The organism is Streptomyces argenteolus, from assembly GCF_042902585.1.
GTDB lineage: Bacteria > Actinomycetota > Actinomycetes > Streptomycetales > Streptomycetaceae > Streptomyces > Streptomyces argenteolus.
On record NZ_JBIBEG010000012.1, the window covers coordinates 173,305 to 187,292 of the forward strand.

At 72.9% G+C, this 13,988-nt stretch carries 12 protein-coding genes; 4 read left to right on the forward strand and 8 right to left on the reverse strand.

The features are described from left to right. Nucleotides 1–53 precede the first annotated feature (53 nt). Nucleotides 54–1,682: an MDR family MFS transporter gene (locus tag ACFY8O_RS31430; protein WP_387908438.1), complete on the forward strand. Its 1,629-nt coding sequence runs from the start codon at nucleotides 54–56 to the stop codon at nucleotides 1,680–1,682. Nucleotides 1,683–1,751: 69 nt separating this feature from the next. Here ACFY8O_RS31430 and cseC read toward each other — a convergent pair whose 3' ends face one another. The 5 genes from cseC to ACFY8O_RS31455 all read right to left on the reverse strand — a co-directional run bounded on the left by cseC (nucleotide 1,752) and on the right by ACFY8O_RS31455 (nucleotide 6,145). Then, the gene (gene cseC, locus ACFY8O_RS31435; RefSeq protein WP_387908440.1) at nucleotides 1,752–3,077 is read right to left on the reverse strand and encodes a two-component system sensor histidine kinase CseC; all 1,326 of its coding nucleotides are present in this window, start codon (nucleotides 3,075–3,077) and stop codon (nucleotides 1,752–1,754) included. Continuing rightward, nucleotides 3,074–3,784 carry a two-component system response regulator CseB gene (gene cseB, locus ACFY8O_RS31440; protein WP_145809616.1) on the reverse strand — a complete coding sequence of 237 codons (711 nt, stop codon included), beginning with the start codon at nucleotides 3,782–3,784 and terminating at the stop codon, nucleotides 3,074–3,076. Before cseB ends, cseC begins: the two co-directional genes overlap by 4 nt. An 11-nt stretch (nucleotides 3,785–3,795) precedes the next feature. Continuing rightward, nucleotides 3,796–4,491 carry a hypothetical protein gene (locus ACFY8O_RS31445; protein WP_387908445.1) on the reverse strand — a complete coding sequence of 232 codons (696 nt, stop codon included), beginning with the start codon at nucleotides 4,489–4,491 and terminating at the stop codon, nucleotides 3,796–3,798. Next, entirely contained in the window at nucleotides 4,479–5,069 is a 591-nt protein-coding gene (locus ACFY8O_RS31450) for a SigE family RNA polymerase sigma factor (RefSeq protein WP_145809618.1), read from the reverse strand. Before ACFY8O_RS31450 ends, ACFY8O_RS31445 begins: the two co-directional genes overlap by 13 nt. Nucleotides 5,070–5,242: 173 nt before the next feature. Further along, complete coding sequence (locus tag ACFY8O_RS31455) at nucleotides 5,243–6,145, reverse strand: A/G-specific adenine glycosylase (protein ID WP_145809620.1); 903 nt, start codon at nucleotides 6,143–6,145, stop codon at nucleotides 5,243–5,245. A 261-nt stretch (nucleotides 6,146–6,406) separates the two neighbouring features. On the opposite strand from ACFY8O_RS31455, the gene ACFY8O_RS31460 reads away from it, so the two are divergent. Continuing rightward, on the forward strand, nucleotides 6,407–7,222 hold the full coding sequence (locus ACFY8O_RS31460) for a hypothetical protein (RefSeq protein WP_387908490.1): 816 nt from the start codon (nucleotides 6,407–6,409) through the stop codon (nucleotides 7,220–7,222). A 226-nt stretch (nucleotides 7,223–7,448) separates the two neighbouring features. On the opposite strand, the gene disA is transcribed toward ACFY8O_RS31460, so the two are convergent. After that, nucleotides 7,449–8,573, reverse strand: a complete 1,125-nt coding sequence (gene disA, locus ACFY8O_RS31465; protein ID WP_145809622.1) for a DNA integrity scanning diadenylate cyclase DisA — start codon at nucleotides 8,571–8,573, stop codon at nucleotides 7,449–7,451. 80 nt (nucleotides 8,574–8,653) lie between these two features. Then, nucleotides 8,654–10,066, reverse strand: coding sequence for a DNA repair protein RadA (gene radA, locus ACFY8O_RS31470; protein ID WP_145809624.1), 1,413 nt, complete (start codon nucleotides 10,064–10,066; stop codon nucleotides 8,654–8,656). A gap of 187 nt (nucleotides 10,067–10,253) precedes the next feature. Here radA and ACFY8O_RS31475 point away from each other — a divergent pair, with 187 nt between their 5' ends. Continuing rightward, nucleotides 10,254–12,014, forward strand: coding sequence for a BACON domain-containing protein (locus ACFY8O_RS31475; RefSeq protein WP_449341835.1), 1,761 nt, complete (start codon nucleotides 10,254–10,256; stop codon nucleotides 12,012–12,014). Nucleotides 12,015–12,097: 83 nt separating this feature from the next. Here the strand turns inward: ACFY8O_RS31475 and ACFY8O_RS31480 are convergent, their stop codons facing one another. Then, nucleotides 12,098–12,940, reverse strand: coding sequence for a hypothetical protein (locus ACFY8O_RS31480; protein ID WP_145809628.1), 843 nt, complete (start codon nucleotides 12,938–12,940; stop codon nucleotides 12,098–12,100). Between the two features lie 32 nt (nucleotides 12,941–12,972). On the opposite strand from ACFY8O_RS31480, the gene ACFY8O_RS31485 reads away from it, so the two are divergent. Further along, nucleotides 12,973–13,920, forward strand: a complete 948-nt coding sequence (locus tag ACFY8O_RS31485; RefSeq protein ID WP_387908454.1) for a Ppx/GppA phosphatase family protein — start codon at nucleotides 12,973–12,975, stop codon at nucleotides 13,918–13,920. Nucleotides 13,921–13,988: the final 68 nt, after the last annotated feature.

A 13,988-nucleotide genomic window follows, 5' to 3' on the forward strand; every position in this document is an offset into this window, starting at 1 on the left:
TAAGTGCCCGGATGGCGGCAGACCAGGGGTTTCAGGGGATCGGGGAGCACGAGATGGCGGAACTCAGGAAGAAGGCGGCGGAGACGCCGGCCGAGCCGGCGGCGCGCAGTGTCAGGGTGGTGGTCCTCGCCCTGATGATCACGATGCTGCTGGCCATGCTCGACAATCTGATCGTCGGCACCGCGATGCCGACCATCGTCGGCGATCTGGGCGGGCTGGAGCACCTTTCCTGGGTGGTCACCGCCTACACCCTGGCCACCGCGGCCTCCACCCCGATCTGGGGCAAGCTCGGCGACCTCTACGGGCGCAAGGGCGTCTTCCTCACCTCCATCGTGATCTTCCTGATCGGCTCGGTCCTGAGCGGCATGGCCCAGGACATGGGCCAGCTGATCGGCTTCCGCGCGGTCCAGGGACTCGGCGCGGGTGGACTGATGGTCGGCGTCATGGCGATCCTCGGTGACCTGGTTCCGCCCAGGGAGCGCGGCAGGTACCAGGGCATGATGGCCGGGGTGATGGCGATCGCCATGATCGGCGGGCCGCTGGTCGGCGGCACCATCACCGACCACCTGGGCTGGCGCTGGAGCTTCTACATCAACATCCCGCTGGGCGCGGTCGCGCTGGCCATGGTCACCGCCGTACTGCACCTCCCCCGGAAGGAGCGCTCGACGGCCCGGGTCGACTATCTGGGCGCGGCACTCCTCACCGTGGGCATCACCGCGATCGTGCTGGTCACCACCTGGGGCGGTACGGAGTACGCCTGGAGCTCGGCCGTGATCATGGAGCTGATCGCCCTCGGCGTGGCCTCCCTGGTCGGTTTCGTCTTCGTGGAGACGAAGGCCGCCGAACCGATCATGCCGCTCCACATCTTCCGCAGCCGGAACTTCACCCTCATGTCGGTCGTCGGCTTCATGACGGGCTTCGTGATGTTCGGGGCGGTGCTCTTCCTCCCCCTCTACCAGCAGTCGGTCCAGGGGGCCTCGGCGACCAACTCCGGGCTGCTCCTCCTGCCGATGCTGCTCGCGATGATGATCGTCTCGCTGGTGGCGGGCCGGATCACCACCGGCACCGGCAAGTACAAGATCTTCCCGATCGCCGGCAGCGTCCTGATGGTCGGCGGGCTCCTCCTGCTCGCCACCATGGACACCGGCACCTCGCGCCTCACGTCCGGCGTCTACATGGCGGTGCTCGGTGCGGGCATGGGCTTCCTGATGCAGATCACGATGCTCGTCGCGCAGAACAGCGTCGAGCTCAAGGACATGGGCGTCGCCTCCTCCGCCACCACCCTCTTCCGTACGCTCGGCAGCTCCTTCGGAGTCGCGATCATGGGAGCCCTGTTCACCGGACGGGTGCAGGACGAGATGGCGGCCCGCGGCGGTGCCGCGGTGACGGAGGGGTCCGCACAGCTGGACGCGGCGAGCCTGGCGAAGCTCCCGGACGCGGCCCGCGAGGCGTACGAGTACGCCGTGGCCTCCGGCACGCACATCGCCTTCCTGGTCGGCGGCTCGGTCGCGGTGATCGCCCTGGTGGCGGCGCTGTTCGTCAAGGAGGTCCCGCTCCGGGGCGCCGCCGAGCCGCAGACGCCGGCCACCGGCCCCGAGGAGGCCGCCGCCGGCTCCACCGGCCCCGAGGACTCCACCGGAACGAAGCCCTCCCCGCCTGCCAAGGCGTCGCAGAACGCCTGAGCAGCCGCGTGACACACCCGGGCCCCGGAGACGACTCGTCTCCGGGGCCCGGGTGTGCGCGTCCACCGCTCAGTCCAGGTCGGCCTGCCGCAGGACGGGGAAACTTCCGGTGTTCGTGGGCGCGTGCTCGGGGAGCCAGAGCACGGCCACCGCCCCGCCCGCGCTTTCGGGGTCCCCGGGCGGCTCCGCGTTGCGGAACGTCAGCCGGGCGCCCAGGACACGCGCCTGCCCGGTGGCGATCGTCAGCCCCAGGCCGTGCCCCCGCACCGACCGGTCACTGCTGCCGGTACGGAAGCGGCTCGGCCCCTCCCGCAGCAGCGCCTCAGGGAAGCCCGGCCCGTGATCGCGGATCCGGACCACCCGGCCCTCGACCGTGACCTCGACCGGTCCCGCGCCGTGCTTGGCCGCGTTCCCCAGCAGATTGCCCAGGATGCGTTCCAGCCGTCGCGGGTCCGTGGACACCCAGGACTCGTGCACCACCCGTACCGCGATCTCCGGATCCAGCAGCCTGACCCGCCGGCTCACGAACTCGCCCAGCGGCAGTTCCTGGAGCTCGGCCCGCTCCGAGGCGCTGTCCAGCCTGGCGACCTCCAGGACGTCCTCGACCAGGGTCCGCATCGCCTGCGCCCTGTCCCGTACGAGCTCCGTCGGCCGCCCAGGGGGCAGCAGCTCCGCCGCGGTGAGCAGCCCCGTCACCGGGGTGCGCAGCTCGTGCGCGATGTCCGCGGTGACCCGGCGCTCCGCCTCGATCCGCTCGTTCAGCGCGTCGGTCAGGGCGTCCACCGCCCTGGCCAGCTCGTCGGTCTCGTCGCGCACCACGCCCCCGACGGCCTCCCGCACGCGGACCTCCGTGTTGCCCTGGGCGACCTTGCCGGCCGCCGCCGCGGCCTTGCGCAGCCTCCGGGACAGCTGGCCGCCGATCAGGACGCCCAGGGCGCAGCCGCCGACGACGACCGAGACCGATCCGATGATCAGTGCCCGGTCGAGGTCGCCCATGATCGTGGCGCTGCGGTCGGCGAAGCGGGTGTGCAGCGACAGGACGTCGCCGTTGGCCAGCGGGACGGCCGCCCAGACGTCCGGCACCCCGTCCGCGTACTCGTCGACGTGGGTGGCGCGCCTGTTCTCCCGTATCCGCTCGCGCAGGCCCGGCGGCAGCGCCGGGTCGTTGATCTTGGCGCCGAACTTCGGGGACTGCTTCTGCGTGTTCGTCGCCTCGTACAGCCGCTGGGCGAACAGCAGGCGCTCCAGCTGCACCTCGCGGGCGTTCTCCAGCATCGAGACACGGGCGGCGTTGTGGACGACGAGGCTCAGCGCCAGCGCGATGAGCGCGCCGACCGCGGCGATCGCGATGCTGATCTTCCAGCGGACCCCGGTCCGCAGCGCCAGCCGCCTCATGCGCGCAGCTTGTAGCCGAAGCCGCGGACCGTCTCGATCCGGTCCTGCCCGATCTTGGTGCGCAGCCGCTGCACGTGCACGTCGACGACCCGCGTGTCGCCGCCCCAGCCGTAGTCCCACACCCGCTCCAGGAGCCTGTCCCGGGAGAGCACGGTCCCGGGAGCCGAGGAGAACTCCAGCAGCAGCCGCATTTCCGTCGGTGTGAGACCCACGTGCGCGCCCCCTCGGCGTACCTCCATGCCCTCGGTGTCGATCTCGACGTCACCGAAGACCAGTACGCCGTCGGCGCCGTCCGGGGACCCGGCGCCCGTGTCGGCCCGGCCGCCCGCCCCGGCGGCATGGCCGAAGCGCCGCAGCACGGCGCGGATGCGCGCGACCAGGACCGCCCCGTCGAAGGGCTTGGTGACGTAGTCGTCGGCCCCGGCCTCCAGGCCGAGCACCACGTCGATCGCGTCGGCCCGCGCGGACAGCATGATCACGGGCACGGTCGACTCGTCACGGATGCGCCGGCACAGGCTGACCCCGTCCAGTCCCGGCACCATCACGTCCAGCAGCGCGATGTCCGGGCGGTCCGCCCGGAACGCCTCCAGGCCCAGCAGGCCGTCGGGCACCGCGGTGACCGCGAAGCCGACCCGCTCCAGGGCGAGCTGGGTGGCCTCGCGGATGACGTCGTCGTCCTCCACGAAGAGGACATGGGTCTCTGCCATGCGAGCGGCTCTCAGTTCTGCGTCGTCGTCTGCGGTGCGGGGAGGGCGGCCTCCCCGCCGCCGACGGCCCGGTTGAAGTCGTTGTGCACCCGGTCGGTCTCCGTGAACCGGCCGGAGGCCCAGTGGTAGGTGACGACGTCCTCGCCCGAGGGGAAGGCGACCGAGTCCTTCGAGCCGTACACCTGGGTGGTGACCACCAGATCGCCCCGGTCGATCGTCCCGTAGACGGCGGGGACCTCGGCGGCGAAGACGTTCCCGTACGTACCGTCGGCGAGCCTGCGGTAGACGTACGTACCGACGCCCACCGAATCGCCGCAGGTCATCACGTTGACCACGACATCGGCCGAGGACCCGTCGGTGAGCGTGCCGTAGGAGGTGTCGACCGGGTACTCGTCACCGGTGCAGGGCTTCAGGTCCTGCTTGAGCCGACGGCTCACCTCGGGGTCGGCCTTCACCAGCCGCACGGCGTCGACCCGGGGCATCGGCTCGGCCGTCCCCGCGGGGACGGCGCTCGACGGGGTGGCCACCGCGACCTGCTGGGTACCGGCGGGGCCTTCGTCGCGGGTGCCCGTACCGCCCGTGGAGCAGCCGGAGCAGAACAGCCCGAGGGCGGCGAGCCCGGCGACCGCCGTGCTCCCCGCCATGGTCGCCCCGAGCCCTCTGCGGCCCGCCGTCCTGCCGCCCCCGCTGCCTGTCAGGCCGCGCACCGCTCCCGCCCCCGCTCGTCATGACGCCTGTCCCGCTGTGCGGGAATCCGTGCCGGCGCGGGTGCCCCCTCGGACTCGCCGCTCCGGGCCGCACGGTCCTCCAGCTCCTGACGGAGCCGTGCCAGGGCGCGGTGCAGCGTGCTCTTCACCGTACCGGGGGACATGCCGAGCGCCGCGGCCGTCTCCTCCGTGCTCATCTGCTCCCAGTGTCGCAGCACGACCACGCTGCGCTGCTTGGGAGCCAGCACGCCGAGCACGTCCATGAGCAGGGCACGGTCGGCCCGCTGCTCGGTCCCGTCGTCGACGCTCGCGTCGGGCAGCTGCTCGGTGGGCACCTCGTCGAGCTTGCGGGCCCGCCACCACTCCGTACGCGTGTTGATCATGACACGGCGCAGATAGGCGTCGGCCAGGGACTTGTCGGCGATGCCGTCCCACCGGCCGAGCGTGCGCACCAGCGCGGTCTGCAGCAGGTCCTGCGCGTCCACGGGGTCGGGCACGAGCCGGCGGGCACTGCGCAGCAGCGCGTCCTGCCGGGTCCGTACGTACTCTTCGAAGCCGAGCACCTCGCCCTGCGCCATCACAACCGCCTCCGTCCCCGTGAATCCCCGTCGTACCGCCGTCGGCCGTTCGGTCCCTTCGCCGACGTCGGTGACGTTACGGAGGCGTTGTCACGAGGGTGTGCGGAGCAGCCGTACGCGGACGCACGGCTGTCCATCGGTTGTGTAACAGCCGCTGGACAGCCGTGCGTGCGTCAGGCCAGGGGCAGCCGGTACCGGCCGTTCGCCAGGGGCTCGACCAGACCGTCCGCCACCAGGCCGTCGAGGGCGCGTGCCCGCTGCACGGGCTCCTCCCACACCGCGTCCAGCGCGGACTGCGGCACCGGCGTGACCGCGTCACGCAGCACCGCCAGCAGCCGGCCCCGCACCTGGCGGTCGGTACCGGCGTACGTCTGACCGCGGCGCGGCGGCCCCTGGTGGGCGGGCTTGCCGGCGAGCAGCCAGGCGCACTGCCCGGAGATCGGGCAGCGCCCGCAGTCCTCGTTCTTCGCGGTGCAGACCAGCGCGCCGAGTTCCATCGTGGCCGCCGCCCAGCTGGCGGCCCGCTCGTCCTCCTCGGGGAGCAGTGCGCGTGCGAGCTTGCGCTCGGCGGCGGTCGTCGCGTTCGGCGGGTACTGGATGCCGCTGGCGGCCCGGGCGAACACCCGGCGGACGTTCGTGTCGAGTACGGCATGACGCTGCCCGTAGGCGAACGAGGCCACGGCCGCGGCCGTGTACTCCCCGATCCCGGGGAGTGCGAGCAGTTGGCCGTGCTCGCTCGGCACATCGCCGCCGTGGCGTTCCGTTATCGCCTGCGCGGCCCCGTGCAGGCGTAGCGCGCGGCGCGGGTAGCCGAGCCGGCCCCAGGCGCGGACGGCTTCGCCCGGTGCGTCGGCGGCCAGGTCGGCGGGGCGTGGCCAGCGGGCCATCCACTGCTCGTAGACCGGGAGGACCCGGTTCACCGGGGTCTGCTGCAGCATGAACTCGCTCACCATCACACCCCAGGCGCCCGCTTCGGGGCGGCGCCAGGGCAGATCGCGGGCGTGCTGCTCGAACCACCCGATGACGGGGGCATGGAGGGAGGCGGGGGGCGTCTGTGTCGAAGTCGTGGCAGTCATCGCACCTACGATCCTGGCACGGAAGACCCGGCAGGGGGCACGGCGGCGGGGGTGTCGCCCCGGCTGAGGGCTCACGGGGTGATAACGCCACCCGTTCTGTCCCTTCGTACGGCCCGGACCATGTCCGAGCCGGTGCAAAGCGGCCATAACTGCCCGGGAACGGCCGAGCCGTGATGATGATCCGGAAAACTTGTGGATCAGAGCGGCGGTTGGGGGCCGGAGTTGGCGTGGATCTCTCGTACAGTTCGGTCCGTGGGATCTATGCGCAATCCGGTCGGGCCGCTTCCCTCCAGCATCTACTGGCGCAGGAGAGCAGTAGCGGTGCTGGTGATCGCGCTGCTCGCGGCCCTGGTTGCGTGGGCCGTCACCTCGGGTGGCGGCAGCGGAGGCGGCCAGGACGACGGCAAGCCCGGAGGCTCGGACCCCGCCCCGTCCATCACGCCCGGCCCCTCCAGCTCGGGCCCGGTCGTCGGGCAACCCCCGGGCGGACGCGACGAGTCGGGGGAGTCGGGAACCGGCGGGTCCACGGGCTCCGGAGAGAGCGGCGGGGCCACCGGTCCGGCCGGGGAGGCCGGTTCGGGAACCGGCGGCCCGGAGGGCTCCACCTCGGCGGGTGCGGGCGCGGGGACGAGCGGCGGGACGAGCGGTGGGCAGCAGGTTCCGGCCGGCTCCCCGCTCCCCGACTGCACGCCCGCCACACTGCGGTTGACCCTGAAGACCGAGCTCAGCTACGGCCCCGACGACAAGCCGCGCTTCCGGCTGACCGTGAGCAACACCTCGGCCGCCGACTGCAAGGCCGATCTCGGGCCCAGGAGCGCGGTCCTCACGATCACCGAAGCCGGCGAGGACGACGAGCGGCTGTGGTCCTCCGCGGACTGCCCGAAGACCGGGGCCCTCTTCCTGAAGGTCCCGGCAGGTGGGACGGTCGTCCACACCGTGGACTGGAACCGCGGGACGAGCGCGCCCAAGTGCGCCACGCCGCCCGCCGGTGCCGCCGGGCCGGGCACCTACCTGCTGGAAGCGAAGATCCCGGGCGAGAGTGTCCTGCGCGCCTCGTTCGTGCTGGCCAAGGACTGACAACTCGGCAGGCCCCCGCCGGGGATGAACTCCGGCGGGGGCCAACCGCCGCCCCGCGCTGAAGAATCGATTCCGCACGACGCCCTCCGCACCCCGGAGGCACGCGGACCGGGCACGCGAACCCGTGTGCCGGGCAGGAGGATTCCCGGAAGTGGCTCCGGGACTCACACCCCGGAAGTGGCTCCGGGACGCTCACACCCCGGAAGTGGCTCCGGAGCGACAGCCCTCAGACGTACCGCTCGAGGATCGAGGACTCCGCCAGCCGCGAGAGGCCTTCGCGCACGCTCCGGGCCCGTGCCTCGCCGACCCCGTCCACCGCCTGGAGGTCGTCCACGCTGGCGGCGAGCAGCTTCTGCAGACCGCCGAAGTGCTCCACCAGCCGCTCGATGATCGCCCCGGGCAGCCGCGGGACCTTGGCCAGCAGCCGGAAGCCACGGGGGGAGACCGCCGAGTCCAGCGTCTCCGGTGAGCCGCTGTAACCCAGGGCCCGCGCCACCACCGGAAGTTCGAGCAGCTCGGTGTGGCTGAGCGTGTCCAGCTCGGACAGCGCCTCCGCGACCGTACGTGACCGCTTCGCGGTCGGTTCGGGGACGTAGTCGCGCACGACCAGCTCCCGCTCCGGCTCCACTCCCGCGATCAACTCGTCCAGCTGGAGCGCGAGCAGACGGCCGTCGGTGCCCAGCTCCACGACGTACTCGGCGATCTCCGTGGCGATCCTGCGCACCATCTCAAGCCGCTGGGAGACGGCCGTCACGTCCCGGACAGTGACCAGGTCCTCGATCTCCAGGGCGGAGAGCGTGCCGGCGACCTCGTCCAGCCTGAGCTTGTAGCGCTCCAGGGTGGCGAGCGCCTGATTGGCGCGGGAGAGGATCGCGGACGACTCCTCCAGGACCCGCCGCTCCCCGTCCACGTACAGCGCGATCAGCCGCATCGACTGGGAGACCGAGACCACGGGGAAACCGCAGGCCTTGGAGACCCGGTCCGCCGTGCGGTGGCGGGTACCCGTCTCCTCGGTGGGGATGGAGGCGTCCGGGACCAGCTGCACGCCGGCCCGGAGGATCTTGGTCATGTCCTTGTCGAGGATCATCGCGCCGTCCAGCTTGCACAGTTCGCGCAGACGGGTCGACGTGAACTCCACGTCCAGCACGAAGCCGCCGGTACACATGGATTCGACGGTTTTGTCCATACCGAGAACGATGAGGCCGCCGGTGTTGCCACGGAGGATGCGCTCCAGGCCGTCCCGGAGGGCCGTTCCGGGCGCGACCGCGCTCAACGAGGCGCGCATCAGCGCCTCGTTACCCGTGCCTTGGCCGGACTTTCCGGGCGATGCTGCCCGGTCGTTGGCTGCCACTGCACTCCTCCGGTCACAGGTTTGCGGTGCCCTTGCGTCCCTCATACCGTTCGTACGGGCGGGCGAGACCAGGGCAAAGTCTACCGGCGTGCGCCGTCCTCCCGTGGTCCGTCCTGACGAGACCTGCGGGGGAGGGCTCTGAGGGCGTCGCCCATGTCGGCGACTTCCGTGACCTTCATACCGGCCGGGACCCTCCCCGGATCCCGCGGAACCAGGGCGTGCTTGAACCCCAGACGGTACGCCTCGGCCAGCCGGCGCTGGACCCCGGTCACCCTCCGGACCTCCCCGGCGAGACCCACCTCACCGATCGCGACCAGGTTCTTCGGGAGCGGAGTGTCGCTGGCCGCGCTGGCCAGGGCCAGCGCGATCGCGAGGTCCGCCGCGGGCTCCGTGAGCTTCACGCCGCCCACCGTCGCGCTGTAGATGTCCCGCTTGCCGAGCGCGCTGATCCGGCCCCGCTGCTCCAGGACGGCCAGCATCATCGAGACCCGGGAGGTCTCCAGGCCCGAGGTGGTGCGCCGGGGCGAAGGGATCTGTGAATCCACCGTCAGCGCCTGCACCTCGGCGACGAGCGGGCGCTTGCCCTCCAGCGTGACCGTCAGGCAGGTGCCGGGGACGGGCTCGTCGCGGCGCGTGAGGAAGAGCCCGGAGGGGTCGGCGAGCCCCGTGATCCCCTCGTCGTGCAGCTCGAAGCAGCCGACCTCGTCCGTCGCGCCGTACCTGTTCTTCACACCGCGCACGAGCCGGAGGCGGGCGTGCCGGTCGCCCTCGAAGGACAGCACCACGTCGACGAGGTGCTCCAGGAGCCGGGGCCCCGCGATCGCCCCGTCCTTCGTGACGTGGCCGACCAGGAGCGTGGACATGCCGCGGTCCTTCGAGGCCCTGATGAGAGCGCCCGCGACCTCCCTGACCTGTGCCATGCCGCCGGGCGCGCCGTCGATCTCCGGCGAGGCGACGGTCTGTACGGAGTCGAGGACGAGCAGGGACGGCTTGACCGCGTCCAGATGTCCCAGCACCGCGGAGAGATCGGTCTCGGCCGCCAGGTACAGATGGTCGTTGATCGCCCTGATCCGGTCGGCCCGCATCCGGACCTGGCTCGCGGACTCCTCGGCGGTGACGTAGAGCGTGCGGTGGTCCTCGCTCGCCGCCTTCGCGGCCACGTCCAGCAGGAGCGTCGACTTCCCCACGCCCGGCTCGCCCGCGAGCAGCACGACGGCGCCGGGGACCAGCCCTCCGCCGAGCACGCGGTCGAGCTCCCCGACCCCGGTCGAGCGGGCGGTGGCCTGCCTGCTGTCGACCTGGCCGATCGGGAGCGCGGCGGAGGAGACCCGGCCCGCCGCGGTCGTGCGCACCGCGGGGGCGCCGCCGAACTCCTCGACCGTCCCCCAGGCCTGGCACTCGGGGCAGCGGCCGAGCCATTTGGCCGTCGTCCAGCCGCATTCGGTGCAGCGGTAGGACGGACGGTCCTTGGCGGATTTCGTACGGGCAGCCATGACGTCACCGTATAGGTGGGCTCTGACAGCGACGGCCGCGGGCGAGCCGGAGCGAACATGTGACCGATGCGGTAGTTCCTGAGGAAAACGGGATTCCTGTCCCCTTTCGAGGGAGACCGTCACTCGTAAGGATTAAATGTCGGAAAGTGCTGTCATGCTTCCGCCCTCATCTGCCTACGGTCGCCCCGTGACGAGCAGCAGGCTGGAGACCCCCGCACACCGCACCGGCGCACACCACCGGGCGCACCGTCGTACGGCCCGTCCGACGGCGCAGCGCTCGCCCGCACGTTACGAGCCGTATCTCGACGGCCTGTTCACCTACTGCCTCTCCGTGCTCTGCGACCACGAGGCCGCCACGGACGCGCTCGGCGCGGTCCTCGCGATCGCCGAACGGCAGGACGGCCGGTGCCCCACGGCCGAGGAGGAACGTAAATCCTGGCTGTACGCCCTGGCCCGGTGGATGTGCCTGCGGGCGCTCACCGAACAGCGGCGGGGCCGCCAGGCGCACCGGCGGCAGGCCGCGCCACCCGCGACGGCCCGTCCGGCCGGAGGCGGCGCCACCCCGGAGGACGCCGCCATCCCCGCCGCCGGCGCCCCGGAGTCCCCGGCGGCGGAAGCGCGTCGGCGTGAACTCGCCCAGCTGGCCTGGCCCGAGGCGGCGGGCACCACCCCCGAGCAGCGCGAGGCCCTGGAGCTCGCGGTCCGCCACGGGCTCACGCCGCGCGCCGTCGCCGCCGTCCTCGGCCTCGACCCCAGCAGTGCCCGGGAGCTCCTGGCGGGTGCCGCCTGCGAGGTGGAGCGCACGCGCGCCGCCCTCGCCGTCGTCGAGAAGGGCGACTGCCCGGCCGTCGCCCGGCTCACCGGAACCCCTCAGGTGCTGCTCTCCGCGGCCCTGCGCCGGGAGCTCGTCCGGCACGTCGACGACTGCCCCCGCTGCCGCCGCGCCGCCGAGCGGGCCGGAGCCGCCGGGCCCTGGCCCGGAGCCGCCGTCACCCCTGCGGCGGCCCTGCCGGTCGTCGAGGCGCCCCGCCCCTCCGTGCGCGTCGCCCTGGCCCACGCCCGGCGCTCCCGGTCCGGCGCGCCGCGCTTCGGCCGGACCGGCTTCCCGCTGGACCCCAAGGACCACGCCGCGCGCCGGGACAGGGTGCGCGCCCGGGTCGTGACGACGACGGTGGTGGCGACCGTGGTCGCCGCCCCGGTGATCGCCCTGTGGGCCGCCTACCGGGGTGCGCCGCTGACCGGCGAGGGGCGCGACACCTCGGTCAGCGCGGCGGACACCGACGGAGGGTCCGGGCTCGACGGCGACACGTACGACCACTACGAGAACGCGGGCAACGCACGCCCCGAGAGGGACCGCGCCTTCACCCGGGACCCGCGGACGCCGGACGTCTCCGCCGAGGTCATCAGCGTGGGGCCCGGCCCGCAGGGGGCGGGCACCCTCACGGTCTCGGCCCGCTCGTCCGGCAGCCGTACGGCGATCACCCTGACCGCGACCGGCACCGAGCCCGTCGCCTGGTCGGCACGCACCGACGCCGCATGGCTGCACCTCAGCCGCACGTCCGGCACGGTCGCTCCGGGCCGCAGCGTCACCTTCTACGTCTTCGTGAACGGCGCGGCCGAACCGCGGGGCGCCTGGAGCGCCCGGGTCGTGCTGAGCCCGACGGGATCGGCGGTCGCGATCACCGGAAACGGCGCCACGTCACCCCGCCCCCCGAGCCCGCACCCCTCGCCGTCCCCGTCCACGCAGCCCCCCGGCCCCACGCCGTCCACCCCGCCGCCGACCGAGCCGTCCCCGTCCCCGCCGCAGTCGCCGGACCCGACGCCCACACCGACGGAGCAGCCGACGGAGACCCCCGGCTCTCCCACGCCCTCACCGAGCGGCGGTTCCACCGAACCCGCGCCGTCGGACCCGGCGCCCTCCGGCTCCTCGCCCGGGGCGGCCGGATGACGCGGCCGGCGGCCCGGGAGCGAGACGGAACGTTCGGCCACCGCAGGCCGGGCCCCCGTACGCCAAGCGGTGGCCCTCCTGCCTCAGGCGGGGTCCGCCGGATGCGGCGCCATCGGGAGCAGCGACGCCAGCCGCTGTTCGCACAGCTCGGCCAGCCGGTCGTAGGCCTCCTCGCCCATCATCTCGGTGAGCTCGGGCCGGTAGGACACGTAGACCGGTTCGCCCGCCCCGTGCGCCGAGGTGGCGGAGGTGCACCACCAGTGGAGGTCGTGGCCGCCGGGTCCCCAGCCCCGCCGGTCGTACTCCCCGATCGAGATCTGGAGCACGCGGGTGTCGTCGGGCCGGTCGATCCAGTCGTAGGTCCGGCGGACCGGCAGCTGCCAGCACACGTCGGGCTTGGTCTCCAGCGGCTCCTTGCCCTCCCGCAGCGCCAGGATGTGCAGCGAGCAGCCCGCTCCGCCCGCGAAGCCGGGCCGGTTCTGGAAGATGCAGGAACCCTCCCAGCGCCGCGTCTGGCGTTCGCCGTCCTCGTCGACGCCCACCCAGCCCGTCTTCGTGCCGACGTCGTGGAACTGCCACAGCTCCGGTGTGAGCCGCGCCACGTGACCGGCCACCCGCTTCTCGTCGTCCTCGTCCGAGAAGTGGGCGCCCAGCGTGCAGCACCCGTCGTCGGCGCGGCCTGCCTGGATGCCCTGGCAGCCGCTGCCGAAGATGCAGGACCACCGGGAGGTCAGCCAGGTCAGATCGCAGCGGTAGACCTGTTCGTCGTCGGCGGGGTCGGGGAATTCGACCCAGGCCCGCGCGAAGTCGAGCCCCTTCTCGTCGGGCCCGCCGGGCCCCGTTGCTTCCGGCTGCTGCATCTCCTGCTTCGCTTTCCGCTGCTTCTTCGTGGCTTTGTCCGGCTTCGCCTTTTTCGTCTTTGGCACGCGCCCAGAGTAAGCCGCAGTAGCGTGCGCGTATGAGACTCGGAGTCCTCGACGTGGGGTCGAACACGGTGCACCTGCTGGTGGTCGACGCGCACCCCGGCGCCCGCCCGCTGCCCGCGCACTCGCACAAGGCGGAGCTGCGGCTGGCCGAACTCCTCGACCGGGACGGCGCCATCGGCCCCGAGGGCGTGGAACGCCTCGTGACGACGGTCGCCGACGCGCTCCAGGCGGCCGAGGACAAGGGGTGCGAGGACGTGCTGGCGTTCGCCACTTCGGCCGTGCGTGAGGCGAGCAACGCCGACGAGGTGCTGACCCGGGTGCGGGACGAGACCGGTGTCGCCCTCGCCGTCCTCAGCGGCGAGGAGGAGGCCCGGCTGACCTTCCTGGCCGCCCGCCGCTGGTTCGGCTGGTCCGCGGGGAAGCTGCTGGTCCTCGACATCGGCGGCGGTTCGCTGGAGGTCGGGTACGGGATGGACGAGGAGCCCGACGCCGCGGTCTCGCTGCCGTTCGGCGCCGGCCGCCTCACCGCCGCGTGGCTGCCGGGCGATCCGCCCGATCCGGCCGACGTGCGGGCGCTGCGCCGCCATGTCCGCGCCGGAATCGCCCGTACGGTGGGCGACTTCACCCGGCTGGGCCCGCCCGACCACGTCGTCGGGACCTCCAAGACCTTCCGGCAGCTCGCCAGGATCTCGGGCGCGGCCCGCTCAGCCGAGGGCCTGTACGTCCAGCGCGTCCTCACCCGTAAGGCCTTGGAGGAGTGGGTGCCGAAGCTGTCGGTGATGACGGTGGAGCAGCGTGGCGGGCTTCCCGGGGTCACTCCCGGACGCGCCGCGCAACTCCTCGGGGGGGCGCTGGTCGCCGAGGGGGCGATGGACCTGTTCGGCGTCGAGGAGCTGGAGATATGCCCCTGGGCGCTGCGCGAGGGGGTCATCCTGCGCCGCCTCGACCACCTGCCGGCGGAGCAGGCGGCCCTCGCCTGACCGCCCGTCCCGTGGCCGGACCGGGCCATGGTCCTGCTCACTTTCAGCCGGGGTCCCTCGGCGAGGCG